Genomic DNA, 23,884 nt, shown 5'->3' on the forward strand with positions numbered 1-23,884 from the left:
GGATGTCGTCAAGGTCAAGCGGCGCTATGCGCTGGTCAACAGGGACCGCACCCAGCATGAGGCGATGGTGGAGGACCTGCTGTTCATCCGCCGCGTGCTCGATGACGCTGGTATCGGATACTTGCTGGTCCGGGGCAATGATGCCCGTCCGGTCATCGCCATTAACTGGGATGACCGCCGGGAACTTCAGGACGCGCTGGCCGCCGCCTGCCTGAACGAACCGTTCTACTCCATGACGGTGGACGCCAAGAAGAAGCGCGCGCTGCTGGTCGGCGACGGCCGGCTCGCCGAGGGCAACCAGGCCCGTATCTTCCGGCTCTACCGCCCCCGCATCGAGCCGAACGGCGGGCTGGTCTACGGGCAGTCGGCCGGCGTGCAGCTGGAACTGTGGATGTGGCAGGACGAGAAGCTGATCCTGCCCATCGAAAACTCGCTGACCCGACGTTCGCTCCCTGCGGCCGAAGCCGTCCGCGGCACCGTGCGCCGGTATGGCTTGGACTGGCCGACCATCGAAAACATGTTCGCCGACCACGCCACGGACATCGACTTCGAGATCGACATCGTCTTCTCCTGGGTGGACGGGAACGATCCGGCCTACCAGGCCGCCCGCCGCAAGCGGATGGAAGGGGTCATCCTCGGCGAGGGCGACGACGCCGAGGCCCGTTTCCGGCAGATCAATGAGCTCAAGTACGCGCTGCGCTCGGTGTACATGTTCGCGCCGTGGATCCGCAACATCTACATCGCCACCGACTCCCCCGTGCCGGAGTGGCTGAACGCCGAGCATACGGCCATCAACATTGTGCGCAGCGAAGAGCACTTCAAGGATCCCTCGGTCCTGCCCACGCACAACTCGCAGGCCGTCGAGGCGCAGCTGCAGCACATCGAGGGCCTGAGCGAGCACTTCCTCTACTCCAACGACGACATGTTCTTCGGCCGCGCAGTGGGTCCGCACGTGTTCTTCTCCCCCGGTGGCATCACGAAGTTCATCGAGGCCTCCACCCGGATCGGGCTGGGCGATAACCACCTGGACCGCTCAGGCTTCGAGAACGCAGCCCGAGTGAACCGCAAGCTGCTCTACGATCGCTTCGGCCGCATCACCACCCGGCATCTGGAACACTGCGCCGCGCCCTTGCGCAAGAGCGTGCTGCTGGAAATGGAGAAGGAGTTCGCCGCCGAGTTCGAGGCTACCGCGGCGAGCCGCTTCCGCGCCAAGGACAACATTTCGGTCACCAACTCGCTCTACCACTACTACGCGCTGCTGACCGGCCGCGCCGTCACGCAGACCGAGGCCAAGGTCAAGTACATCGACACCACCATGTACTCGGGGCTGAAAGCATTGGCGAAGCTGCTCAAAAAGCGCAACCACGACTTCTTCTGCCTCAATGACGGCAGCTTCCCGGAAGTTCCGGCCCTGGAACGGCAGGAAGTCGTCACGGACTTCCTCGAGAAGTACTTCCCCATCCCCGCGCCTTGGGAAAAATAAGACCGATGGGAAAAATTAACGACTCCGGGCAAGTAACGGCCTAACGAGAATTACGACGGCGGGTGCTCACCCGCCGTCGTTGGGTTAGCCGTCGGGTTTACCGGCGGCAGGCCTTGACCACCCGCGCCACGGCGTGGCCGGCTGACCACACCAGCGGGACGGTGCAAACCAGCAGTGCCAGCGGGTTGGGCCGGAACGAGGCTTTGCCTTGGCTGTCCGGCGCCAGTACTCCGACGGGCAGCACCATTCCGCCGCCGCCACCACCGCCTTCGCCGGTCTCCGATTCGCCGCCGCCGAAGCCGAATTGGACGAGCGCCACCGGAACCACCTGCTCGGAGCCCACCTGGACCGGTTCGCCGTAGGCCCGTCGGACGCCGAACGAAGTGACCTTGTCGGCGATCGCAACGATCACATTGGTCCGCTTGGCAGGTTCCGCCGCTGGAGTTGGGCTGGCCGAGGCAGAGTTAGGCGAGGTTGGGCCGGCGGAAGTTTGGGAAGAATCAGGCATCATTCACCCAGCCTATTGAGCCCCGGTACCGCTGGCTACAAAACGGTGCCCACACCTGCGGAAGCCGTAGACGCAAAGGCGCGTGCCGCCGTCGTTGTCAGACTCCGGCGAGCTGGCGGCCGCTCTCGGGAATCCGGATGCCGGCCGCGTCAAGCCGGCGCTGGGTTTCCTCCGGGGACACGTATTCGCCCACGGTGGCGTAGTCGCCGATCGGCACCACCGAGTGGACAATCGTCTCGTCGTACACGTGGACCAGGTTGTAGGCCTGGGCGCCGTCGCGGCCGCGGGTGCCGCCCACGGGAACGTTCAGGTCCTGCGTGTAGCAGGTCGCCGACGCCACCGACACCGGAATGCCGGCGAACATGGCGGTGGTCGAATAGTGCAGGTGTCCGGCCAGGATGGTCCGCACGTCTGTATCCTCCAGCGCCGCGGCCAGCCGGCTCTGGTCCCGCAGCTCCACCAGCACGGACAGATCCTGCACGCACGGCACCGGTGGGTGGTGCAGCGCGAGAATGGTGCCGTGCGGCGCGGACACCGCCAGCTCCCCCTTGAGCCAGTCCAACTGGTTGTCGCTGAGCTCGCCATGGTGGAACCCGGGCACGGTGGAATCCAGCGTGATCACGCGCAGGCCATCGACGTCGTACGCCTTATCCAGCGGGGACATGTCCGCTGGCTGATCCAGAAGTCCGGTGCGCAGATTGGCGCGGTCGTCATGGTTCCCCATGGCCCAGATGACCTGCGCGTCCAACCGCTCCGCGGCCGGCTCGACGATGGCGCGGAGCTTGGTGTACGCCTCCGGCTCGCCCTTGTCCGCCAGATCTCCGGTGAACACGATGGCCTGCGGACGCGCGCCGGAAGCCTCGAGTTCGGTGAAGACCTGCTGGAGCCGGGCCTCGCTGTCCACCTGTCCGTACAGGGGATTCGGACCGCCCACCAGATGGGTGTCGCTCATGTGCAGTATGAAATGGTGAGGCCGTGGATGCTCGGCCTGGATGTAATCCATCACTAACCTTCTGCTGTTTCGGAACCGGGATACCCGTTTCCTATTACATTCCATCCAAGCAGACGAGGCTCAAACCGCAAGTTAACACAGGGCGGCATTTCGGTTTGTTTCGCTTAACTGAATCTCAGCAGCCCATGCATTAGCAACGGAAAACAGTGCGAAATGCGCCGGAAACAAACTGTAACCCGCGCCACCCGGCTGCGCAGTTGTCCGAATCGGCTGCGCAGTCGCCCCTTCCGGCAGAAGCTGCCTGCCGAACACTGGCAGGAGTGGTCCCCCGGAAGTACGCTCGAAGGGACCGAGTCTGACTACCGGAAGGACCTGACATGAAGCTCAGCCACATTCCCCTGCGCCTGACCACCGGCGGATTTATCCTCAATTCCGGCATCGGCAAGATGAACCTGGACAAGGACAGCGCCGCATACCTGCAGAGCATGGCCGGCAACATCCTGCCCCAGATTAAGGACATGGAGCCCGAGCAGTTCGGCAAGTACGTCAGCTACGGCGAGCTCGCCCTCGGCAGCGCGCTGCTGGCTCCGTTCATCCCCAGCCGGCTGGTGGGCCTGGGCCTCGCCGCATTCTCCGGCACGCTGATCGGCATGTACCTCAAGACCCCGGGCATGACGCACGAGGACAGCGTCCGCCCCACCGCCGAGGGAACCGGCCTGGCCAAGGACATCTGGATGTTCGGCATCGCGCTGGCCCTGATCCTGGACTCCAAGGGCAAGCAGAAGTCGCTGAAGGTCTAGCCGGCCACCGTCTTTAAAGCCGAGAACGACGGCGGCGCCCCACCTTTTGAAGGCGGGGCGCCGCCGTCGTCCGCTGTTGGAAGTTTGCTACACGTCGGCTTTGGCGCGCGCACGGATCCGGCTGATCGCCGTGATGAGCAGGGCGACCGCCAGCAGGATGTACAGCGTGATGGTGATCGGGCTGTCCACGAAAACGGCGTAGTCCCCGTTGGAGGACAACAGGGCCGAGCGCATGGAGGTTTCGGCCAGCGGACCCAGCACAATGCCGATCATGATCGGCGCCAGCGGGATGCCGTAGCGGCGCATCAGGAAGCCCAGCACCCCGATGCCGAGCACCATCAGCAGGTCGAACACCGACGCCGACGTCGCGTAGACGCCCAGCCCGCAGAAGACCGAGATTCCCGCGTACAGGTACTGCTTGGGGATCAGCAGCAGCCTGGCCCAGAACCGTGCGAAGGGCAGGTTCAGGATCAGCAGCACGATCAGGCCGAGGAAGAAGCTGGCCAGCAGCGCCCAGACCAGATCCGGTGCGCGGTCGAAGAGCAGCGGGCCCGGCTGCAGCCCGTACTGCTGGAACGCCGCCAGCATGATCGCCGCGGTGGCCGAGACCGGCAGGCCCAGCGCCAGCAGCGCTCCCATCGCGGTACCCGTGGTCGCGTTGCCTGCCGCTTCCGGGGCGGCCAGGCCGCGGATGGCGCCCTTGCCGAACATCGGCTTCCGGCGGCGGCGGTCCAGCGAACGCTCGGCCCCGTAAGCCAGGAAGGTTGGCACTTCCGCGCCACCCACGGGAATGACGCCGAAAGGTACACCGATCGCCGTGCCGCGCAACCAGGCCGGCAGCGCCTCGCGGAATTCGGCCTTGGAGAGGTATGGCCGGCCCGAGGAGGGCGTGGCCACGGCGGCCGGATCGCGTCGGATCCGCGAGGCCACGTGGAACACCTCGCCGAGGGCCAGGATGCCCACGGTGACGGTGATGATGTTAACGCCGTCGAAAAGTTCCGGCACGCCGAAGCTGAAGCGCTCGGCGCCGGAGATGCTGTCGATGCCGAGCACGGCAATACCGAGGCCGAAGACCAGGGAAACCAGTCCCTTGATCACCGAGTCCGAGACGACCGAGGAGGTGGCCAGGAACGCGAAGACAGCCAGCGCGAAGAATTCCTGCGGGCCGAAGTTGGCGGACAGGTCTGCCAGGACGGGGGCGAAGAACACCACCAGAACGCTGGCAATGATGCCGCCGATGAAGGCGCCGATGGCAGCGGTCGCCAGGGCTTGCGGCGCCCTGCCGGCTTTGGCCATCTTGTGGCCCTCGAAGGTACTGGCGATCGACGAGGCTTGTCCCGGCGTGTTCATCAGGATGGCCATGGTGGAGTCGCCGAAGAGCCCGCCGAAGTACACCCCGGCGAACATGATGAATGCCCCGATCGGATCCAGCGCGAACGTCATCGGCAGCAGCAGCGCCACCGCCATGGAGGACCCCAGTCCCGGCAGTACCCCCACTGCGGTGCCGAGGAACGCACCCACGACTACCCAGAGCAGATTCATCGGCGTCAGCGCCAGGCTGAAGCCTTCCATCAAGTTGGCTAGAGCATCCATTTAGAACACACCTCCCAGGAACCCTGCGGGCAGATTGAGGCCCAACGCGGCACCGAAGGCGAGCTGGATGAGCGAGGCGACCACGAGCGCCAGGCTGATGTCGAACAGCGGCCGGCGGCTTCCCATGGCCCGGGCCATCCCCCAGAACAGAACAGCTGCGGCGATAATCCAACCGAGCGGTTCCATCAGCAAAGCGAAAAGCAGGAAGCTGCCGATAGCCACCACAACCGAGGACCAGTCCGAATACGTTGCGTACTTCCGGGCCGCTGCCTTTTCGGCCGCGGCCCGGACGTCCGGATCAAGGTCCTCTTCGAATTCGTAGTGCGGGGGCTTGGGCGGGTCCGGGTTCTTGATCGTGAACACGGCCAGGAGCACCGAAAGAAGGTAGCCGGCCGCCACGATCAGAGCCGGGAAGAATGTTGGTCCGGGGAAGGCTGCGCCCGAAGGTACATCCATGTCGAATATGCCCACCAGCAGATAGGTGCTGAACGCCGCCAGTACGACGGCGATGATAATTCCGCTGCGTCCGTGCCAGAAGCCCCGGGCAGCCGGCGAGGCATCCGCGGCCGGCCTCGGCGCGCCCGGATGCGTTTGGTTGTCCGGATGTGTCACAGGTCCAGCCCTTCCAGGATCTCGGCGACTTCTTCTTCCTCCGCGGCGATGAACTCCTCGAATTCTTCGCCGACCATGAAGGTGTTATCCCATTGGTTGCGGGCCAGAGCGTCTTCCCACTCCGCCGTCTGCGACATTTCGGTGATGATGCTCAGCAACTCCTCGAAGTCCTCGTCGCTGGTCCCCGGTGCGGCGACCATCCCGCGCCAGTTGCTCATCTGCACGTCGTAGCCTTCTTCCAGCAAGGTGGGAACGTCGATGCCTTCCAGCCGCTGCGGCGCCGAGATGGCCAGAGCCTTGACCCTGCCCGCCTCGATCTGGTCCGCGAATTCGTTGTAACCGCTGATGGCTGCTTTGGCGGTATCGGAAAAGACGGTCTGCAGGGCTTCGCCGCCACTGGTGTTGGGGATATAAGTGGTCTGCGAGGCATCGATCCCTGCTTCCATGGCCAACTGCGCCATGACCAGATGGTCAATGGAGCCGATTGAGCCGCCGGTGAACGGGAACTCCCGCGGATCCTTCTTCCATTCGGCGATCAGGTCATCGATGGAGTTGAAGGGCGAATCGGCAGGCACCACGATCGCGTCGTAATCATCGGCCAGCCGGGCCAAGGGACGCACGTCGTCCATTCCCACCGGGGAGTCGTTGAGCTGGATGCCACCGAGCATCACGGTGCCCGTGGCCATCAGGGTTGAGGACTGTCCGTGCATGGTGGAAAACTGGCCCAGACCGATGGTACCGGCGGCGCCGGGCACGTTGACTACCTGAACGCTGTTCACAATGCCGTTGGAGCGCAGGGCCTGCTGCTGTTCGCGTGCGAAAGTGTCCCACCCGCCACCGGCACCGGCAGGAGCAATAAGGGTCAGCTTGCTGCGCAGCTCCGCATCGGCTGCGCTGCGGGAGGACGTGAAGACTGCTCCTCCGATGACAAGCGCCGCGATCACGCCGTAGATAGCCAGACCGACGGTCCGTTTCCGGGAACGGCCACTCGCGGCCGTGGAGCCGCCGGGTTGGGGCTTCGGGGATGCCATGATTCCCGACCTTCCTTAGAATTGCTGATAGTGGCGCATTCACCATGCGAACTCTGGTTCGTTACAAGAAACCGATCCAATGTAGGCTATTTCACGCGGCCAGAGGGACCTAAACCCGTCGCAACTGGCGGACGGCGAAAGGCAACATTTATGACTATTCTCGTTGGTCGGTCCCGCTCCAGGGAAGGAACGGCCGCCTTTACAGCTGCCGTCGCGGAAGCTCGACTCCGCGGACAGGATCTTGTGGTTTTCGATCTGGACCGGACCGTTCATGATGAAGAAGTCGTCGGCGGCAGCCAGTTGGACTTCCCTACCGAGGTGGAGGGCGTGGCCGTGAGTTACCGGCTGCCGAACGAACGCAGCCGTGATGCCGTGGGTGATCTTCTGGACACGGCTGAGGCCCTGGATCCGTCGCTGATCATCATTGGGATCCGGCACCGGAGCTCCGTGGGCAAGTTCCTGCTGGGCAGTAGCGCCCAGCAGATCCTGCTACAGGCCAATGCCCCTGTCCTCGCAGTGAAGGCAGAGTACAGCGCGTGATCACAACGGAGCGTTGACGCCCGCTTAGGATTGTTCCGTGAACGATTCGATCCATTCAGACGCAGGATTAGCGTCAGCGGAATCTGCAACCATGCCCGGATTTGGGACCGGCAGAACAGTGCTGCCCGCCGACGCTTTAATCCGACAGGCCACAGCCGACGACGCCGTCGCCCTCGCCGAATTGGCCGCGGCAACTTTCCCGCTGGCGTGCCCTCCGGTCATGACCGAGGACGACATCAACGGCTACATAGCAGAGCATCTCACGGAGGCCCGGTTCAGCAGCTATATCGCCAACGCGGAACGAACCGTGATGGTGCTCGAAGAGCCGAATGCTGATCCAGTCGACGCGTCCGCAACTCGCCCCGGCCTGAGGCTGGTGGGCTACAGCATGCTCGTCCACACCCCTCCCCTGGATGTCGAAGTCCAAGCAGCTCTGACCTTGCGGCCTACTTCGATGCTGAGCAAGTTCTACATTCGGGCCGACGCCCACGGCAGCGGCCTGTCTCATCGGCTCATGAACGCCACCCTGTCCGCCGCTGCGAAAAACGGTTCGCGTGCGGTGTGGCTCTCCGTCAGCGAAGAAAACGTGCGTGCCCAGAAGTTCTACGCCAAGAACGGCTTCCGGACCGTTGGCGGCATGAACTTCCCCACCGGCCGCCTGGTTTTGCGCGACTTCGTGCTGGAACGAGCTGTCTAAAAACCATACTCAGGCAATTCACAGGTTGCTCCCGGCCAACAATCAAGTTCAAGACCTACTGTGAAGTTACCTCATAAAGGTGCGAGTGATGCGGCGCCGGCCGGTCGGAGTTTCCCCCCAACCTCCAACCAGCCGGCGCCATCTCTTTAACTTCATTCAGTACCCCCACGGCGGATTCTAGGCGCCCGTTACCCCCACGGGCCCTGCCGGTCTGTTCCACACCCCTGCCGGCCGCCGCTTCGCGAGTTGCTGCATACGCCTGGCATCACGTCGCCTTGGTCGCCCTGGCAAGCTCCGCCGTCGGAAGTTTCCGATGTTTTTCTGCCGCTTCCACTCCATGGTTGTGCGTGGTCACATACTGTCAGAGGCGGTTCTTAGTGTGGGTGTATGGAAGATTTCCAGTTTGATTTCATACCGGCGCCGGCGCCGGACCGGGAGCGCGGTTTGCGGGCACTCGGCTTGGCGGGGCGTTCGTTGCTGGAAATCATGCTGCACAAACTCCTCCTCGATGCCTGGGCCGAGGAGAACCTGGCCTTCGCCGGCCGGCACTCGGAGCCCTTCGACGAAGCCGCCGAGGAAGCGGCCGGGACCCTGGCGACGGCCGCGGTGCTGCCGGAGGTGCCGGGCCTGCCGGAGGGCTGGGAGAACCTGGCGCCGGCGGCGCTGGCCGCGGTTTTGGAGCGGATTGATCCGGAGGGCCTGGATGACGTCGGGACCGTTGATTACCTGCAGGCATCCGCGAAGGCCGTGGCGTGGCTGCAGTCCGGCCGGGTGAAGGCCTTGAGCCGGTTCACCGAGCTGCGCCCGGCCGAGGGCGCCGAGACCGGCAACGCGCACGGGTTCTCTTCCTGCGCGGCGACGGAGATCGCCGCGGCCCTGGCCCAGCCCCGCGGGGCTGCGCAGAAGGACCTCACCGAGGCCGCGCAGCTGTGCGACCATTTGCCGGCCACGGTGGAGGCGATGGCCGCCGGGGACCTGGACCTGCCGCGGGCCACCGCGATCGCGCGCGGCTCCCAGGATCTGCCCGAAGAACTCTTGCCCGCGTTCGAGGCCGGGGTCCTGCCCCAAGCCGGCGGGATCACCGTCGAGAGTGTGCGGGCCCGGGCCCGCAAGGCCCGTGAACGTTTGCACCCGGAAAGCCTGACCGTCCGGCACGAACGCGCGAACCAGTCCCGGAACGTCGGCTTGGTGCCGCAGGATGACGGGATGGCCGAAGTCTGGTTCCGCTGCAGCGCGGACAAGGCGGTGATGGTGTTCAACCTGGTTCAGGCCCTCGCGAAGAAGCTTCAGGGCCCCGACGAAGCCCGGACCCTGCCCCAGCTGCGCGCCGACGTCATCACCGACCTGATCCTCCACAGCCCCGGCACCTGCAACGGCAGCGGGACCGGAACCTGCGCCGGCAGCGGCGGCGGCGGCAGCAGCGCAGCCACCGGCACCGGCACCGGCAGCGGCGCGGGGACGGGGACCGGGGCCGGCGCGGGGGTGACGGCCAGCGTCGCGGTCACGTTGTCACTGGAGACCGCGGCGGGGTTGAGCGAGGAACCCGGTGAACTCGCCGGGTACGGGCCGATCCCGCCAGACCTGGCCCGCAACCTCGCCGGACTGACGGAATCGTGGCTGCCGGTCCTGACCGATGGATACGGCAACGCGATCGCCGCCGCGAAAGACCTGCGGCACCCGCCCGAATGGCTCAAACGACTCGTCCGGTTACGTGACGGACACTGCACCGGCCCCGGCTGCCGCGTCGAAGCCCGCTTCTGCGAGATCGACCACACCGTCGCCTGGGAAGACGGCGGCAAAACCGTCCTCGAAAACCTCAAGGCGCTCTGCAAACCCGAGCACGCTGCAAAACACAAAGGCGGCTGGAAAGTCACCCAATATGCCGACGGCAGCACCGTCTGGAAATCGCGTACCGGCCACGAATGGAGCAGCACGCCGGAAAACAGCTGGTCCATCCGCCCACCAGCCGAACCACCACCACCGGACCTCTACACCCCACCGCCTTTCTAACGCTTCTCAATGTAGAGGCGGCGCCTCACCCCAACGGTCAGACGCCGCTGTCGTTAGTCAAGGTTCCAGGTCAGGGAGCGACGACGACGTGCTCGTTCGGCACGCAATGCGTCATGGTGAGCCCTTCGACGTTCCGCGGACCGTTCTTGCCCAGGTTCTTCATCCGCGACACCTCGGCATCCGCGAGAGTCTGCGACTGCAACGGCCCAAGGTCCTTCACATCCTCCAGGCTGATGCCCAGGCCCTCGCCCACGCGGGAGCCGAGCTCGTCGTCGACCATGTAGAAGTGCCAGAGCATGCGCTCCTGGACCTTCCGGTCCGCCTGCGCAATCAACGTGGTGAAGTTGGTGACGAGGTCATCCTGTTCCCAGTCTTCGAGCAGTTGGTAGCGCTGGCCTGCCTGCTCATAATCGTTGGTGCGCGGGATGCGGGCACGGGTCAGCCGGCCGGTGAGTTCCGGGCCCTCAATGTCCTCCGTCTGGTAATGCCCCTCGCGCAGGCCACCCGTGATGGAGGGTTCATAGTTGACGTGCGGGTTCTGTCCCACGCCGAGATCGCGCCCGTAGGACATCTGCCCGCCGGTCTGGTTCGTGGCTACCTGTACCCGTCGAGGCGAATTCACTGGCAGCTGCAGGTAGTTCGGCCCCACCCGATAGCGCTGGGTGTCGCTGTAGCTGAAGGTACGGCCCACCAGCATTTTGTCGTCGGAGAAATCCAGCCCGTCCACCAGCACGCCGGTTCCGAAGGCGATCTGCTCGTTCTCGTTGTGGTGGTCGGAGACGTTCTCGTTCAGCGTCATGGTGCCGACGAGTTTGGGCTCGAAGTCCTGTTCCGGCCAGGTCTTCGTGTCATCCAAGGGGTCCCAGTCGAGTTCCGGATGCTCGTCGTCGCTCATCATCTGCACGTAGAGATCCCATTTCGGGAAGTCGCCGCGCTCGATCGCCTCGAACAGGTCCTTGGAGGCGTGGCCGGTGTCGTTGGCCTGGATGCTCGCCGCGTCCGCTTCCGTCAGGCTCTTCACGCCCTGGTGCGGCTGCCACGTGTACTTCACCAAAACTGTTTCGCCGGCCTGGTTGCACCACTTGTAGGTATTGACGCCGAAGCCCTGCATGTGGCGGTAGTCGGCCGGGATGCCGCGCGGGCTGAACAGGTTGACCAGCATGTGCATGCACTCGGGTGTCTGCGACATGAAGTCGAAAATGCGTGCAGGCTCCTGCCGGAAGGTGATGGGGTCCGGCTTGAGCGCGTGGATCACGTCCGGGAACTTGATGGCGTCCCGGATGAAGAACACCGCCAGGTTGTTGCCGACCAGATCCCAGTTGCCGTCCTCGGTGTAGAACTTCACCGCGAAACCGCGCGGATCGCGGGCAGCCTCCGAGGAGTCGTGGCCGCCGATCACCGTGGAAAACCGCACTGCCACGTCCGTCTTCTTGCCGGCTTCCTGGAACAGCTTTGCCCGCGTGTACCGGGAGATCGGTTCGTCGCCCCACTTTCCGGTGGCTTCGAACGTGCCGAAGGAAACGAACCCGCGTGCGTGGACCACCCGTTCGGGAATGCGCTCCCGGTCAAAGTGGCTGATCTTCTCAAGGAACTGGTAGTTCTCCAGGGTGGCCGGACCGCGTGGGCCAACCGTCCGCTGGTTCTGGTTGTCGTAAACCTGATGCCCTTGCCGATTGGTCAGGATGGACCGGTCATCGCCTTCTGCTGGTGGCCGATTGGCTGCATCTGTCATGGTCTTACCTTCTTAGGGGAATTGGATGCAAGGCGGCCCGGGACAGGCCATCGCCCGTAGTTACCACTCTGTTACCGGCGGCGGCAGAGGTCAATACGTGCAGACGCCAAGAGACAACAGCCGTGGATGAACGCTGGCCAGCGCCTCGCAGCCGCCACTCACTGAGCTAATCAGACCGTCGATCACCGAGGTCAGTAAGCATCATGAACGACGGCGGGGCGCGCGGCTACCCAGGTCAGGTCCAGCCCGGCGTGCGGGCAGTCGACGGACCATTCGGTGAAACCGGCGGCGAGCGCGTCCGGATCATCCGAGGCGAACAGCACTACGCCGGGATAGTCGCGTACAACGTCAGCCAGCATCTGCCTGCCGTCCCGGTCCAGGTCCGCGTCCAGCCGGTTGACCACCAACACCGGAGGCTCCCCCAGCATCGCCCGGGCCAGCACAAGCCGTGCCCGCTCCGAGGTGGACAGAGGCTCGCCGCCGCGTTTGAGCATGGTCTGCTCGCCCCGCTCCAGCCGTGCAATAGCTCCGGCCAGTCCCACCTGTTCCAACGCGGCCGATCCTTGCGCCGCATCCAGGTCAGGCCTCCGGTAGCGCACGCTGCGGGCAATCGATCCCCGCTCCAGGTACGCTCCGGCAGCGGCATAGCCGACCAGTCGCCGCCGGTCCCGTCCGCCGCTGTCCAGCAGCGACTGGCCGTCGACCTGAGTAAACGCATCGGGATCGCCGCGCACCCCGATCAACGTTTCCAGCAACCTGGTCTCCACTGCTGGATCCGCGGAGCGGATGTGTACCCGCTGGCCCGGCCAGGCCCGAAGCTCCGGGACGGGGCAGTTCCGGCATTCGGCCAGGCCCGCTACCAGGAGCGAGCCCGCATCCTCGCCGGCCAGCGGCTCCCCGTTCAACGCCTCCCCGTTTGAAGCCGCTTCATTCGCGCCCACCGCGGTCGCACCCACAGCAGTGGCGTGGCCGGCCGAGGCGGCAACCCGCCGTCGTCGTTCGTTTCCTTCCGGCGCCGAAACGGCGAGGGCGGGACCGAGGATTCGGCGTGCGGCCTTGAAGTTCTGCCGGTATTCGACGGCGCGGCCCATATCGGTAATGGGGGCCGCGATCATGCCCACGATGGTCAGCGCGGCGGCGACAGTCGCCGTCGGAATGGCCTGCCAGCTGCCCACGGCGGCGACCGCAGCGGTGCCCAGCGAGGCCGCGGCTGCGGCGGCACCACGGATGGAACCGGAAGCGGCGGCGCGCTGCACCGCCGCGTCGACCACGTTGCGGCCGGCCTTGTCCACCTGTTTCACCTCGCGCGCTTCGCCTCCCGCGGCGCGGATGGTGCCGGCTGCCATGACCGTATCGGCGAGCCGTGCCGCGAGCCGCCCGCGTTGCCGCCGCAGGGCACGCGCCCGTTCAAAGGCCGGCCTGGCCAGCATCGCCAGGCACGCGGCCAGAACAGCCAAGGGAACGACGACGGCGAGGGCAAGTCCCGGCGCGAGCAGCCACAGCGCCACCGCCGTGCCCAAAATGAGCGGGATGCCCACGGCCAGCGGCGAGATTCCCATTGCGATCCAGTTGCGCACGCTGGAGAGGTCATTGGTGCTGCGAGCGATGGTCACGCCCGGCGACGGACCCCGGTCGGTGGCGAGCGCGGATTTCACCAGGCCTTTGCGGATCTGATGGATGTAGTCCTGGCCGAGCATCTCGCCCAGCACCCGTTCGAGAGCCCGCAGGCCGCCGATGGCCAGCGCGGCCGCGGCCAGTCCGGCGACGAGGGGGACGATGTTCCCGGCACCTGCTGGGGCTTCGTCGAGCAGCCACATCATCAGCAGCGCACTGGCACCGGTCACCGCCGCCATGGCCAGGCCGGTACTGACCAGCAGCGCCATCAAACCACGCCGGCGGCCACTGAGCAGCCGGGGCAGGCCAGGCGGAAGTTTCTTGCTAGGCATACTTCGCACCTGCCTTATTTGCGTGCGGGCAACAGTTCCAGGGCCGTTGCCGGGTTGCACAGATCGTAGGTGTCGATCACGCGGGTGGTGATGACCCCGGCGGCTTCCCGGGCGGCAAGCGGCGAGGCGGTGAGCAGGCCCGAGACCGCCGGCACGGAAACTCCGGCATCCTGCAGGACGCCGATGCCCGCCGTGGCACCCAATGCATCTGCGGCGGCGAACACCACGTGGTCGACGGCCGCGTGGAAAACCGGGTCATGGAGCAGCCTGCTCGTTTCGCCCTGGTAGACGCCGTCGGCAATCTCCACCACGATCACATCGGTCTCGGACGTGGTCAGGGTGTCGATGAGGCTGGTCAGCAGGCCACGCACGGTTTCGTAGTCCAGCAGATAAGTGGTTGGGAAGCCGAAGTCGGTGAAGTCCAGCACCAAGCGGGCACCCGCGTCGGTGAAGAGGCGCGGATCGTTGCCGGAGCCGGTCCCGGTCGCCTTGCCCGCCGAAACCCGCAGGCCCGCTGCATCCAGCCCGTTGACCAGGCAGCCCAGCGTTGTCGACTTGCCGGAATTCATCGAGGTACCCAGCACCGCAATCACCGGCGGCCGGCCGGGCAGCTCCGTTGCATGGTTGACCGTGTGCGGTGCCAGGTCCTGCAGGTTGACCACCACGCCGTCCTTGGCCAGCAGGCCGATGGGCTGGATGGTCGTGGCCTTGTCGATGTCCGCGTGCTGCTCAAGGACACGGGCGGCCAGTCCCCCGCCGGCCACCAGGCTGCATTCGCCCAGATCATCCGGCACGACGGCGAGGAACTGGTCCGGCGCGTAGCGGTTCCCGAAGGCGACCAGGATTTCATCGCCGGGGAACATGGCCTGGCGGCGCGAAGCCGGGCTTTCCAGTTTCGTGTGGTTCCCGATCTCCACTACCTTGGCCAGCACCACGTCGCCGGCGGCCGGAGTAATGTCCAGCAGTTCGTACCCTGCCGGATCGAGTGCCAGCCGGTCCGCGAGGAAGCGGGTGGTGTAGGCCTTCTTGGCCCGCTGCAGCCGCTGGGGATCCGCGGCTACTGCTGTCCTGGCGATGCTTGCGGTGCTGATAGTGGGGGAAAGGGCTTCGCTGGGGTGGGCGACGAGTGTCATAGTCTTCTCCTTAGTCCGGGTTTTGCTGTCAGTAATGACTAAACGCGGCCCATATGAAAGGGACATGATGTACCGATGAGAGTGCTCTCATGAACCGTTTACCCTGGCTTCATCTCCCGTGCCCCGGCTTTTCAACCGCCTCTGCTGCCAGGCCGGAAGCCGCGGACCGCCGCGCGTCGCTCGCGGGCCCGGCCCCGTCGTCGTTTCCTATTGGCACCGCATTGGGGCAGGATTGATGCAGACAACTGGACATGAGGAGGCCTAAGTGCTGGCACTGGTGCGACACGGTGAGACCGACTGGAATTCGGCCGGACGGCTGCAGGGGCATACGGACATCCCGCTGAATGAGTTGGGCCGCAGGCAGGCTAACGACGCCGGCGCGAAGCTGGCGACGGAGGAATGGAACCTTCTGGTTTCATCACCTTTGCGCCGCGCCCGCGAAACCGCGGAGATCATCGGCAAGCACGTTGGGCTGTCGATTTCCGGCACTCTGCCAGGACTGATCGAACGGGACTTCCGCGACGCCGAAGGCACCGTCCTGCTGGGCATGGACCGGACCGAGATCGACAAGGTGCTGCTCGTTTCCGAGCCGGAAGCCGAAGTGGCGGCACGCAGCATTGCCACGCTGCAGGAACTGGTTAACGCGAATCCAGATCAGCGCATCATCGTCGTCGCGCACGGCACGCTCATCAGGGTGACCATGGGACTTCTGCGGGGCGAAGCCCATGCCCACGTCATCAACGGCGAGGCCATCGAGCTGGAACCGGAGCTGCTGCTCGGCTTCGAGGCGGAGCAAGTCGCCGGCTAGCTCAGAGCAGCGACTGGATCACCAGTGTCCACCGGTCCAGCCATTCGCGCGAGCTTTCCGGGTCTTCCCAGGACTTCTCGTTGAGGTACAAACCCTGCACAGGAACCGTGGCGCCGAGCTCAACAAGTACCGGCTTGAGCAGCAGCTCCGGGGCCAGCGCGTGAGCCGGGCCAGCACCGAGCATCAACGGTACTGCGACAACGCCTTTGAGCCCGTCACCGCTTGCGAACTGGTCAAGGAAGAGCTTGAGCACTCCTGTGTAAGTGGCCTTGAAGGTCGGCGACGCGAAAATCACCAGGTCACTGGACTGGATCGTCTTCACGGCCGCCGCGACGGCGTCGTCGCCCCACCCCAGCAGGCCCGGGCCCAAAGTGATGACGTCGACGGCATTGTCCACCGGGGCTCCGGTGATCTGCTCGGCCAGGAGCCGGGCCGCGGCAAGGGTCCGGGAGGCCGGCTTCGGGTTTCCTGCAACTACGGTAACGGTCATACAGGGACGCTACCGCTCTACCCCGGCCGCGGGGAGCCACGTGTCAGGACGTTACAAACCCGGTTGCGCTGCCAGCCGTTCGCATGATGGACGAATGCTTTCATTCGGCGTTACACTGAATGACCAAATACCAGCACCCTTAGCAACTGAATAACGCATGTCCCCTCTGACTCTGCGTCCGGGCGGACGAATCATCAGGCCTTCCAATACGCCCATCCCCAGGACCGTTAGGACATCTGCCATGCGTGAGAAAAGGTACACGGCCACAGCCAAAGCCAACAGCAAGCATCCGTACGATTGGGGCCGCGCCATGGCCCTGGCGGTCTCCAAGCTATTGCACCAGGCAGAGGATGACGGCCTTGCCACCCAGCGCAGGAACCTCTACGACGAGGACCTGCGCCTGAGGATCAGCGAACTGGCGGACGGCATCCAGATCACACTCTCCTGGTCCCCCGCGGCAACACCCGTCCCGGACACTGCAGCCGCCTCCCCGCTGACAGTGGAACACCTAACCGTCGCCTGATGGTAAGAGCCGCACCGAATGCCGGTGCGGCTCTTACCATTCCTGCCGGCTCAGTTGCCTTCCGAATAGCTGTCCGCCGGCACTGCAATCTGGAATCCGCAGGCACAGCGAAGTACCAGCGTGTCCAGTTCGACATGCGGCAGTGCATCCGCCTCGGGATCATGGTTGATCACAGGGTCATAGATAGGCCGCTGAGCGGAATCGAACGGCCGCATCGGCTCACCGCAATGGATGTAGGCGGATTCGATCGCCACCAGCCTGCCTGCCTCATCAGCCTCGCCCAGCCATGGCTTCTGGGTCTGATGCCCATAGAAGCTCTCACATTCGGCACACGAATAGCTGATGTTCCACAACGGATGCCCGCTGAGGTCCTGCTCTTCGGCGGGCTCGACCTCTTCAATAATCAAATAGTCGTCCGTGGCGCAGACGGAGCACCAAGGATCAGAGATGTCGTCATCCCTATCGATGGGCCGATAGCGCTGCTTGTGATTGGGCATTACCACTCTCACTCCCTCACAGAAGATCAATTTGGACTTTGCTAGCCAACCCCAACTAAATCTCGTATAGCTACCACTAAGTATACTTACTGGTTCAACTTACAGTGTAAACCCGCGAGCCGCAATGAGATGCGGCCAGCGGGGGATCTGCCCGGTTCTCTGCCAATTTAGTTTGATTGGCACAATCAAACTTTAGGACGTATCCTCATCATGTGCAAAAGATTCAAGGGGCCGGGAGCCAAGGTGACACTGGCCCTACTGCGGGTGACCAAGTAAGGTCCAGCGTCACCCAATTGATCCGCTGGGCCGCGCGTTCGCAGGTCCGCAAAGAATTGTTTGGCCCCGCCGCCTCGGACATGTCCCCCAACGATGTGGCGCTGCTGGACTACATCAGCAAGAACGGTCCGGTGCGCGTCTCCGAACTTGCTGTCCAGCACGGCGTCGATAAATCCACGATGACCCCGCAGGTCCGGCGGCTCGACGACAAGGGGCTCGTGGACCGCCAGTCAGATCCAGGCGATGCCCGGGCAACGCTGGTCAGCACCAGTGAAGAAGGCCGCGAGATGCAGCGCCAGATCGGTGCGGCCGGAGCGGATCTCTTCGACGAGGTCCTGGCCACCTGGTCCGCGAAGGACCGTGAAACACTTGCACGTATGCTGGACCGCTTCGTCCAGGAACTTGCCGACCACCAAGAAACCGGTTTCGAACCAGTTGCCGAAGGAAACACCACGTGAGCGTCCCCGCCCCCACCAGGAACATACAGGAGTTCAAAACCAGCCCTATGACTCGATTGCTCCTTGCTCTGGGTAACTGGCGGCGCCGTGCCTCCGAGGCCAGCCTTGGCCTGCCGCTGGGAATCCTGGCCGTCACGGCCACCTTTTGGCTTGTGGTCTGGCTGGCAGACCAAGCTCTTCAGGGGTCGATCTCCCCCGTGGGCGTACTCGTCCGGATCTACGGGACAGGCGCGTTTGTCATGCTGACGCTGCTCATGGTCGCGATCGCCGTCTGGATGATCGTTCAGAGGTTGGGTTACCGTGACGTGTTCTTCGACGGCACGGGCGACAGCGCGGAACAGCAGTCGCCCGCCCCGAAGTGGGATTCCGCTATCCCGGACTTCACCGGCCAGATCACCAAACTGGTTTCCTCCATGGACGCTCCCGCCTCGCCGCTGACTGCCACGGCTCCGGGCGAATCGGCCACTCCGGCGGCTGGGAATCCGCCGCGAACCAACGACCCGGCGGATGAGTGCACGCCTTCCGCAGACCAGGCTGCACCTCCGGCCGGTGGAGAAAGCGGGCAGAAGGCTGCTCCTGCTCCAAAGACTGCGCCCCAGCCAGCGCCTACAAAGCCGGCAGCTTCCCCGGCAGCCGACGCCCCTGCAGCGGCCAAGTCCGCAGCCCCGTCCCCGTCCCCGGCTCCTCCTGCGGCTAAATCCCCGACTGGCAAGAGCGCCACGGGCAAAAGTGCCCCTGGAAAAAGCGACCCCAGCAAGAACGCCCCGGGCAAAAAGGCACAGGCGAAGTCCTGCGCGTCGAAGCCGCTGCTGAAACGCAAAGGCCGCAAATAGGACCACGGCCCTTAGCGGACCAGTGCACAATTAGGAATCCCATTGGCCTCTTGACGGCCTACTGAACCTGGAGGATAGTCCAACTGGTTGGGGCTTGTTTCCAGTAACTGGAAAACCGACTGGTGGACCGGCAAGACGCGGGGCTTGGGGCCGATGTTTCTACCGGCTCATGAGGCCGTGGCATTGAATACTTTCGGATCCGGACTCGCTGTCCCGGGTCATTGGCTGAGCCGGAATGGTTGGAGCTCGTCATGCTATCTCTTGAAGAAACACAAACATTGGCTGCCTTGGTCGCGGGACCTGTTATGGCACCTGGGGCGCCGGGCTACGCGGAGGATACCGCCGCGTTCAATCTCGCTGCCGTATATCGGCCGGACGTGGCCCTTGGTGCTATGAACGCCGCTGATGTTGTGGCGGGCGTGCAGTGGGCTGCAGCCCGCAATATACCCATCGCAGTCCAAGCCACCGGCCATGGAGCCAACAGCTCCATCGAAGGCGGCCTGCTCATCAATACCAGTCGTATGCAGGACCTGCAGATCGATTCGGTGGAACGGACGGCGCGGATCGGCGCCGGAGTGAAATGGCGCAGCTTGCTGGCGGCCAGCGTTCCGCTCGGCCTGGTCGGCCTGCACGGTTCGAGTACCGACGTCGGCGTCGTCGGCTATACGCTCGGCGGAGGGTTGCCTCTTCTCGGCCGGACATACGGTTTTGCCGCCGATCATGTACGAAGCTTCGAGATCGTCACACCAGACGGCGTGCTGCGCCGCGTGGACGCGGAGCATGAGCCGGAATTGTTCAGGCTGCTGCGCGGCGGCAAAGGCAACTTCGGTGTCGTAACCTCCTTGACCTGCAACCTTCTGCCGGTTGACGAGTTCTACGGCGGTGGCATCTTTTTCCCTGGGACAGATGCAGCAAACGTACTCTCCACGTTCAACCATTGGTGGCCGACCCTGCCCACGAAGGCAGCCACCTCTATCGCGCTGCTGCGGCTCCCGGATCTGGAGTTCGTTCCGCCACCTTTGCGCGCGCAATTCGTCGTTCACCTCCGCTTCGCTTATCCCGGCCCGCAGGAGGAAGCCGAGACCCTGTTGGCGCCCATGCGCATGGTTTCATCACCGATCATGGATATGGCCGGGCCGATGAGTTATCTGGACGTGGATATGGTGCACGCCGACCCGCAGGAACCGCTGCCATACGAAGAAGCCGGCGCGCTGCTGCACAGTTTCGACGCCGATGCCGAGGCGGCCTTCCTCGCCGCGGCTGGTCCGGGCTCGGACTGCCCCCTCATCCTGATCGAGCTTCGTCCACTCGGGGGCGCGCTCTCCTTGGGCGGCGTTGGAACGGACGCGGTTTCCGGACGTGACGCAGCCTTCTCGCTGCTTGCCATCGGTTTGACGGCCCCGCCCATAGCAACTGCCACTACCGTGGCTATCCAGTCTCTGTTGCAAGCAATGGCGCCCTACTCCACAGGCCGGACGCTGGTGAACTTCCACGGAACGCCTGGGGATGCCACGGACCGTGCCCGTGCCTGGTCCCCGCAAGCGTACGAGGAGCTCGCTGCCGCCAAGAGCCGCTGGGATCCCGCGAACCTGCTGCGCTTCGGCCATACGATCAGGGCGGAGGCAGTACAGGGTCCGGAAAGAGCGGAAGGTCCAGCTCCCGCTCCACCCGCCGGGCTATCCTAGGCAGGATGCAGACCTTCCTGCCCTTTCCTGACTTCGCTTCCAGCGCGGCCGTCCTCGATGGGCCGCGCCTGGGCAAGCAGCGGGTGGAGACTTTGCAGATCCTGCGCGCGCTGACTGTTCCCGACTATGGTTGGCAGCGGCACCCGGCTGTGCGGATGTGGATGGGCCACGTGCCGGCGCTGGTCCGCTACGGCTTGGCCATGACGGACGAATGGCTGGCCCGCGGCCACGCTGACGGCACCCGCGGCCCCATCCTCGAGTTCGCGCCGGAGGCAGAAACCGCGACTCCGACGCCGCCGCCCTGGCTGGGCGATGAAGATTTTCACCGCGCCCATCGCTCCAACCTTATCCAGAAGGATCCCGGATTCTACGGGCCGCGCTTCCCCGGCACTGCCGATGCGCTCCCCTACATCTGGCCCGAGCCGGCCACCGAGCTGGTCCCCGCTGAAGTCACCGGTCCGCGCTTGTGGATAGCCCGCACTCAAGGCGGGCAAGGCGAAAAGCCGGACGCCGCCGTCGTTAGTCTTCCTGCCTTGACGCCCGCCGGAGTGCCGGTGCGGGGGAAGAAGGCCAGGCAGTTGGATGCCATGCTGAACGAAGCGAACGACGGCGACCCGGTCGCCTTACCGCTCGACGGCGGCTTGCGCTTCGCAACAGGTACGCTCGGTCCAATCACCGGAGCAGCGGACACGCTCGCGCGGACGTTGGTGCTCAGCGGCGAGATCCGCCGGTCGGACTTTGACTATCCCGCGTTGCTGCAGGACCCGCGTCTGTTCTTCGCCGTTCCGCTGCCGGCAGTTCTCCGCGGCGGCCCGGGGGCGCGCTCAGTCCATCGTTAGTCCGCCGGGTTCAACTGCGCAGCTGCCGCCGCCTGATGGTCCGGATTCCCTGTTGTCATCGCATACACGCCGTAGCTGATCGGTGCGGCCGCCATCAGCTCCGCGCACTGGTCGGCCAGCCGCGGTGGTACGCGTCCGCCGTCGTCAACGGAGCTGCGGACGGTGAGGTCGAAGGCCTCCGGGGTGGAGACCATGTGCTGGAACATGAAGTCCAGCGCCGGATCCGCCACCTTGGCCGTGGTCCAGTCGAGGACGGATCGGATTTCGGCGTTTTCGTCCAGCAACAGGTGTGCCGGGTAGAGCTCCCCGTGGGTGAAGACGGTGAAGTCCGGCCAGTAGCTGTCCTCGGCCAGCCAGGCGTTCCAGCGTTCCAGCAGAGCATCGGCAATCTGGAATTCGGCCTCCACCTTGGCCAGGTTGGTGCGCCATTCCTCGCGCACCTCCTCCGGAGTCAGCGTGGGAATGCCCGCCGCGTGCGCCTGCTCGGCGTCGATCCGGTGCAATTGGGCGATGAGCCGACCCAGCGAGGCGCAGTAGGTTGGCGATTCGCGGTCGAAATGCCAGATCGGTTGTCCGTCCTCCACCGTCAGGCCGGGCTGCCCCGGCAGCGCCGGGTACGCGATCAGCGAGCGGCTCCGGATCCGCCAGTCCGGCACGGCCGCGGAGAGCTTGCCTTTGACCAGTTTGAGGATTTTGGCTTCGTCGGCAATTTTGGCGGAGACGTCCGGCCGGCGCGGAATCCGCAGGACCCAGTGCTTGTTGTCCCTGGCGACGGCGAACGCGACCAGGTAATCCAAGCCGGCCTCGTTGAACGTGACGCTGGTGGATTGGATATCCAGTCCGTGTTCCTGGGCCAGCTCCGCGACCGAGGCGGCGGTGAATTCCGGTTCGTCTGACATGGCGGTCCTCCTAGCGTTGGTGCCACTGTACCGAACGGATGCTAGCGCGGCCGGACGACAAACGGTTTCGGCCCGCACGATGCCAAAGCGACAGCCGGCGGGTTACCGTTCCTGGGCTTGTGCGAGATCGGCTTCTATCCGGTGGGCAGCCTGCATAACGGCGGTGCCGAAGTCCGAGCCGGGCGATTCCTTGATCCGGCTGAGCGGCATGGCGAGACAGATCGTGGCAATTATCTGGCTTCGTGACAGCACCGGCGCGCTCACGGAGCCAAGACCGGGTGTCCTCCTCCCGACAGATTCCACCCAGCCGTTCGCCGCCAGTTCCTCCAAGGCCTCTGCCTCTCTTGCCAGGAGACGTCCGCTCGACCCTGCCGGCAACGGCAGACGTGCGCCCTCCGGCAGGGTCGCCTTCAGCTCATGCTGGCTGTCAACGCTGAGCTGGCAAATACGTTCATCGCCGCGGCGGATCCACAGCTAGCTGGAAACCGCCGCTTTCGTTACGGCGCAGGAAGCCGTACTCCACCATCGATAGCGCCAGCCGGTGGGAAGTTGATACCGAAAGTCCGGTTCTGCGGGCGAGTTCGCTGGCAGAAGCTGAGGTGCCGTCCACAGCATCCAAAATCGCGGCGATCCGCTCAAGCATTCTGTTACTAGTGGAGGTCTCGGTAGAGGGCATGGCTTTAGCCTAGTATCTTCGGGCTGAGGGCCACGACGCGCTGTTGCACCCCGTCCACATGCGCGTTGCCAACCGGAGGTCCTGTTCGGTCGGGTGATGCAGTCGGTGTCTTTGGACGGATTCTTCGAGGGGCAAGGCCGGGACATCAGCTGGCAGCGGGTGCGTGACGAATGCCACCGCCACTTGAACAAGCTGGCCCGCGTTGACCTCCGGCAAGGGGCGCGCGGCGATGCTCCCGCTCATCCCAAGCAGTACCGTCCCCTTCAGATTAACCGCTGCCGATCTGCCTGCCGCTCCTGACGGTGGGGTGCGGGCGGGCCTATGCTGAAGGGCAACCGGCCCTTTGTCACGAGACTGCTGCCAAGAGAAGAGAGAAACCATGGCCTCCGATCCGCGCACGCCCGATAACGTTCCCGCCCGCGAAGAGCCCGGGCACGAGGAAACCCGAAAGCCCGGCGCCTCCGGTGCTTCCGGCGGTGCAGTGGTGCCGGAGGGGAAAGCACGGATAGAGAAGGGCAAGGCCGGGAAAGAAGAACCCAAGCGGCCCGAGCCGGCGGATAGGGACGTTGAGGAGAAGCCCCGGATAACCCGGGCGGGCATGATCTGGACCGCCACGGTAGCGGGCCTGATTCTGCTGGTGCTGCTGATCATCTTCATCGCCCAGAACCAGGACCAGGTCACGCTGCGCTACTTCGCCTTGGAGGGCAGAGTCAATCTGGGTCTGGCCCTGTTTATTGCGGCAGTGGGCGGCGGACTCTTGACCGCCATTGCCGGCGCCGCCCGGATCATCCAGCTTCGGGCCGTTGCGCACAAGGGCCGGAAGCGGAAGCGGAATCAGACCCGCTGAACGGACACCCGGCTAG

Annotated in this window: 25 protein-coding genes; 12 read left to right on the plus strand and 13 right to left on the minus strand. The window is 64.8% G+C overall.

The genetic code is table 11. The annotated features are described in order from the left end of the window. Positions 1–64: 64 nt before the first annotated feature. Positions 65–1,483, plus strand: coding sequence for a stealth family protein (locus tag AC3A4M_RS06540; RefSeq protein WP_498734803.1), 1,419 nt, complete (start codon positions 65–67; stop codon positions 1,481–1,483). A 97-nt stretch (positions 1,484–1,580) separates the two neighbouring features. On the opposite strand, the gene AC3A4M_RS06545 is transcribed toward AC3A4M_RS06540, so the two are convergent. Next, positions 1,581–1,895 carry a hypothetical protein gene (locus tag AC3A4M_RS06545; protein ID WP_498734728.1) on the minus strand — a complete coding sequence of 105 codons (315 nt, stop codon included), beginning with the start codon at positions 1,893–1,895 and terminating at the stop codon, positions 1,581–1,583. A 193-nt stretch (positions 1,896–2,088) separates the two neighbouring features. Then, entirely contained in the window at positions 2,089–2,994 is a 906-nt protein-coding gene (locus AC3A4M_RS06550; RefSeq protein ID WP_498734729.1) for a phosphodiesterase, read from the minus strand. A 326-nt stretch (positions 2,995–3,320) separates the two neighbouring features. Here AC3A4M_RS06550 and AC3A4M_RS06555 point away from each other — a divergent pair, with 326 nt between their 5' ends. Further along, the gene (locus tag AC3A4M_RS06555) at positions 3,321–3,743 is read left to right on the plus strand and encodes a hypothetical protein (protein WP_498734731.1); all 423 of its coding nucleotides are present in this window, start codon (positions 3,321–3,323) and stop codon (positions 3,741–3,743) included. A gap of 87 nt (positions 3,744–3,830) precedes the next feature. Here AC3A4M_RS06555 and AC3A4M_RS06560 read toward each other — a convergent pair whose 3' ends face one another. The 3 genes from AC3A4M_RS06560 to AC3A4M_RS06570 are packed head-to-tail and all read right to left on the minus strand — an operon-like array spanning position 3,831 to position 6,979. Then, on the minus strand, positions 3,831–5,336 hold the full coding sequence (locus AC3A4M_RS06560; protein WP_498734732.1) for a tripartite tricarboxylate transporter permease: 1,506 nt from the start codon (positions 5,334–5,336) through the stop codon (positions 3,831–3,833). Further along, a complete protein-coding gene (locus AC3A4M_RS06565) occupies positions 5,337–5,948 on the minus strand; it encodes a tripartite tricarboxylate transporter TctB family protein (RefSeq protein WP_498734733.1) in 612 nt (203 codons plus the stop codon). Beyond that, positions 5,945–6,979: a Bug family tripartite tricarboxylate transporter substrate binding protein gene (locus tag AC3A4M_RS06570; RefSeq protein WP_498734734.1), complete on the minus strand. Its 1,035-nt coding sequence runs from the start codon at positions 6,977–6,979 to the stop codon at positions 5,945–5,947. The genes AC3A4M_RS06565 and AC3A4M_RS06570 overlap by 4 nt, the downstream gene beginning before the upstream one ends. Positions 6,980–7,129: 150 nt before the next feature. Here AC3A4M_RS06570 and AC3A4M_RS06575 point away from each other — a divergent pair, with 150 nt between their 5' ends. The 3 genes from AC3A4M_RS06575 (at position 7,130) to AC3A4M_RS06585 (ending at position 10,226) form a co-directional block, all read left to right on the plus strand. Further along, positions 7,130–7,519: a universal stress protein gene (locus tag AC3A4M_RS06575; protein WP_498734735.1), complete on the plus strand. Its 390-nt coding sequence runs from the start codon at positions 7,130–7,132 to the stop codon at positions 7,517–7,519. Between the two features lie 91 nt (positions 7,520–7,610). Continuing rightward, positions 7,611–8,216 (plus strand): GNAT family N-acetyltransferase, encoded by a 606-nt coding sequence (locus tag AC3A4M_RS06580; protein ID WP_498734736.1) that lies wholly within the window; start codon positions 7,611–7,613, stop codon positions 8,214–8,216. 387 nt (positions 8,217–8,603) lie between these two features. Further along, positions 8,604–10,226, plus strand: a complete 1,623-nt coding sequence (locus AC3A4M_RS06585; protein WP_498734737.1) for an HNH endonuclease signature motif containing protein — start codon at positions 8,604–8,606, stop codon at positions 10,224–10,226. Positions 10,227–10,296: 70 nt separating this feature from the next. On the opposite strand, the gene AC3A4M_RS06590 is transcribed toward AC3A4M_RS06585, so the two are convergent. The 3 genes from AC3A4M_RS06590 to AC3A4M_RS06600 all read right to left on the minus strand — a co-directional run bounded on the left by AC3A4M_RS06590 (position 10,297) and on the right by AC3A4M_RS06600 (position 15,037). After that, the gene (locus tag AC3A4M_RS06590) at positions 10,297–11,958 is read right to left on the minus strand and encodes a catalase (protein WP_498734738.1); all 1,662 of its coding nucleotides are present in this window, start codon (positions 11,956–11,958) and stop codon (positions 10,297–10,299) included. Between the two features lie 191 nt (positions 11,959–12,149). Then, positions 12,150–13,904 carry an ABC transporter transmembrane domain-containing protein gene (locus tag AC3A4M_RS06595; protein ID WP_498734739.1) on the minus strand — a complete coding sequence of 585 codons (1,755 nt, stop codon included), beginning with the start codon at positions 13,902–13,904 and terminating at the stop codon, positions 12,150–12,152. 14 nt (positions 13,905–13,918) lie between these two features. Then, positions 13,919–15,037: a DUF1611 domain-containing protein gene (locus AC3A4M_RS06600; RefSeq protein ID WP_498734740.1), complete on the minus strand. Its 1,119-nt coding sequence runs from the start codon at positions 15,035–15,037 to the stop codon at positions 13,919–13,921. Between the two features lie 265 nt (positions 15,038–15,302). Here AC3A4M_RS06600 and AC3A4M_RS06605 point away from each other — a divergent pair, with 265 nt between their 5' ends. Next, positions 15,303–15,845, plus strand: coding sequence for a histidine phosphatase family protein (locus AC3A4M_RS06605; RefSeq protein ID WP_498734741.1), 543 nt, complete (start codon positions 15,303–15,305; stop codon positions 15,843–15,845). 1 nt (position 15,846) lies between these two features. Here AC3A4M_RS06605 and AC3A4M_RS06610 read toward each other — a convergent pair whose 3' ends face one another. After that, entirely contained in the window at positions 15,847–16,335 is a 489-nt protein-coding gene (locus tag AC3A4M_RS06610) for an NADPH-dependent FMN reductase (protein WP_498734742.1), read from the minus strand. A gap of 241 nt (positions 16,336–16,576) precedes the next feature. On the opposite strand from AC3A4M_RS06610, the gene AC3A4M_RS06615 reads away from it, so the two are divergent. Continuing rightward, positions 16,577–16,858 carry a hypothetical protein gene (locus tag AC3A4M_RS06615; protein ID WP_498734743.1) on the plus strand — a complete coding sequence of 94 codons (282 nt, stop codon included), beginning with the start codon at positions 16,577–16,579 and terminating at the stop codon, positions 16,856–16,858. A gap of 50 nt (positions 16,859–16,908) precedes the next feature. On the opposite strand, the gene AC3A4M_RS06620 is transcribed toward AC3A4M_RS06615, so the two are convergent. Then, the gene (locus AC3A4M_RS06620) at positions 16,909–17,355 is read right to left on the minus strand and encodes a hypothetical protein (RefSeq protein ID WP_498734744.1); all 447 of its coding nucleotides are present in this window, start codon (positions 17,353–17,355) and stop codon (positions 16,909–16,911) included. 293 nt (positions 17,356–17,648) lie between these two features. Between AC3A4M_RS06620 and AC3A4M_RS06625 the strand changes: the two genes are divergently transcribed. The 4 genes from AC3A4M_RS06625 to AC3A4M_RS06640 all read left to right on the plus strand — a co-directional run bounded on the left by AC3A4M_RS06625 (position 17,649) and on the right by AC3A4M_RS06640 (position 21,446). After that, positions 17,649–18,089 carry a MarR family winged helix-turn-helix transcriptional regulator gene (locus tag AC3A4M_RS06625; protein WP_498734746.1) on the plus strand — a complete coding sequence of 147 codons (441 nt, stop codon included), beginning with the start codon at positions 17,649–17,651 and terminating at the stop codon, positions 18,087–18,089. A 47-nt stretch (positions 18,090–18,136) separates the two neighbouring features. After that, entirely contained in the window at positions 18,137–18,922 is a 786-nt protein-coding gene (locus AC3A4M_RS06630; protein ID WP_498734747.1) for an exosortase/archaeosortase family protein, read from the plus strand. Positions 18,923–19,173: 251 nt separating this feature from the next. Then, a complete protein-coding gene (locus AC3A4M_RS06635; protein ID WP_498734748.1) occupies positions 19,174–20,607 on the plus strand; it encodes an FAD-binding oxidoreductase in 1,434 nt (477 codons plus the stop codon). 5 nt (positions 20,608–20,612) lie between these two features. Further along, positions 20,613–21,446: an MSMEG_6728 family protein gene (locus AC3A4M_RS06640; RefSeq protein ID WP_498734750.1), complete on the plus strand. Its 834-nt coding sequence runs from the start codon at positions 20,613–20,615 to the stop codon at positions 21,444–21,446. On the opposite strand, the gene AC3A4M_RS06645 is transcribed toward AC3A4M_RS06640, so the two are convergent. From AC3A4M_RS06645 to AC3A4M_RS06655, 3 genes are all read right to left on the minus strand, one after another. Then, positions 21,443–22,345: a macrolide 2'-phosphotransferase gene (locus AC3A4M_RS06645; protein ID WP_498734751.1), complete on the minus strand. Its 903-nt coding sequence runs from the start codon at positions 22,343–22,345 to the stop codon at positions 21,443–21,445. The genes AC3A4M_RS06640 and AC3A4M_RS06645 overlap by 4 nt on opposite strands. Positions 22,346–22,447: 102 nt before the next feature. After that, the gene (locus tag AC3A4M_RS06650) at positions 22,448–22,675 is read right to left on the minus strand and encodes a hypothetical protein (RefSeq protein ID WP_498734752.1); all 228 of its coding nucleotides are present in this window, start codon (positions 22,673–22,675) and stop codon (positions 22,448–22,450) included. Between the two features lie 121 nt (positions 22,676–22,796). Next, positions 22,797–23,021 (minus strand): helix-turn-helix domain-containing protein, encoded by a 225-nt coding sequence (locus AC3A4M_RS06655; protein WP_498734753.1) that lies wholly within the window; start codon positions 23,019–23,021, stop codon positions 22,797–22,799. A gap of 379 nt (positions 23,022–23,400) precedes the next feature. Between AC3A4M_RS06655 and AC3A4M_RS06660 the strand changes: the two genes are divergently transcribed. Beyond that, positions 23,401–23,868 (plus strand): LapA family protein, encoded by a 468-nt coding sequence (locus tag AC3A4M_RS06660; RefSeq protein WP_498734754.1) that lies wholly within the window; start codon positions 23,401–23,403, stop codon positions 23,866–23,868. Positions 23,869–23,884 lie beyond the last annotated feature (16 nt).

This window comes from Arthrobacter sp. Soil_C_60, assembly GCF_057656375.1.

Coding starts and splice junctions, on each gene's coding strand:
- AC3A4M_RS06540 (WP_498734803.1), top strand. CDS start 65: ATGGTGGAGGACCTGCTGTTCATCCGCCGCGTGCTCGATGACGCTGGT.
- AC3A4M_RS06550 (WP_498734729.1), bottom strand. CDS start 2,994: ATGGATTACATCCAGGCCGAGCATCCACGGCCTCACCATTTCATACTG.
- AC3A4M_RS06555 (WP_498734731.1), top strand. CDS start 3,321: ATGAAGCTCAGCCACATTCCCCTGCGCCTGACCACCGGCGGATTTATC.
- AC3A4M_RS06560 (WP_498734732.1), bottom strand. CDS start 5,336: ATGGATGCTCTAGCCAACTTGATGGAAGGCTTCAGCCTGGCGCTGACG.
- AC3A4M_RS06570 (WP_498734734.1), bottom strand. CDS start 6,979: ATGGCATCCCCGAAGCCCCAACCCGGCGGCTCCACGGCCGCGAGTGGC.
- AC3A4M_RS06575 (WP_498734735.1), top strand. CDS start 7,130: ATGACTATTCTCGTTGGTCGGTCCCGCTCCAGGGAAGGAACGGCCGCC.
- AC3A4M_RS06580 (WP_498734736.1), top strand. CDS start 7,611: ATGCCCGGATTTGGGACCGGCAGAACAGTGCTGCCCGCCGACGCTTTA.
- AC3A4M_RS06585 (WP_498734737.1), top strand. CDS start 8,604: ATGGAAGATTTCCAGTTTGATTTCATACCGGCGCCGGCGCCGGACCGG.
- AC3A4M_RS06590 (WP_498734738.1), bottom strand. CDS start 11,958: ATGACAGATGCAGCCAATCGGCCACCAGCAGAAGGCGATGACCGGTCC.
- AC3A4M_RS06595 (WP_498734739.1), bottom strand. CDS start 13,904: ATGCCTAGCAAGAAACTTCCGCCTGGCCTGCCCCGGCTGCTCAGTGGC.
- AC3A4M_RS06600 (WP_498734740.1), bottom strand. CDS start 15,037: ATGACACTCGTCGCCCACCCCAGCGAAGCCCTTTCCCCCACTATCAGC.
- AC3A4M_RS06610 (WP_498734742.1), bottom strand. CDS start 16,335: ATGACCGTTACCGTAGTTGCAGGAAACCCGAAGCCGGCCTCCCGGACC.
- AC3A4M_RS06615 (WP_498734743.1), top strand. CDS start 16,577: ATGCGTGAGAAAAGGTACACGGCCACAGCCAAAGCCAACAGCAAGCAT.
- AC3A4M_RS06620 (WP_498734744.1), bottom strand. CDS start 17,355: ATGCCCAATCACAAGCAGCGCTATCGGCCCATCGATAGGGATGACGAC.
- AC3A4M_RS06630 (WP_498734747.1), top strand. CDS start 18,137: ATGACTCGATTGCTCCTTGCTCTGGGTAACTGGCGGCGCCGTGCCTCC.
- AC3A4M_RS06635 (WP_498734748.1), top strand. CDS start 19,174: ATGCTATCTCTTGAAGAAACACAAACATTGGCTGCCTTGGTCGCGGGA.
- AC3A4M_RS06640 (WP_498734750.1), top strand. CDS start 20,613: ATGCAGACCTTCCTGCCCTTTCCTGACTTCGCTTCCAGCGCGGCCGTC.
- AC3A4M_RS06645 (WP_498734751.1), bottom strand. CDS start 22,345: ATGTCAGACGAACCGGAATTCACCGCCGCCTCGGTCGCGGAGCTGGCC.
- AC3A4M_RS06655 (WP_498734753.1), bottom strand. CDS start 23,021: ATGCCCTCTACCGAGACCTCCACTAGTAACAGAATGCTTGAGCGGATC.
- AC3A4M_RS06660 (WP_498734754.1), top strand. CDS start 23,401: ATGGCCTCCGATCCGCGCACGCCCGATAACGTTCCCGCCCGCGAAGAG.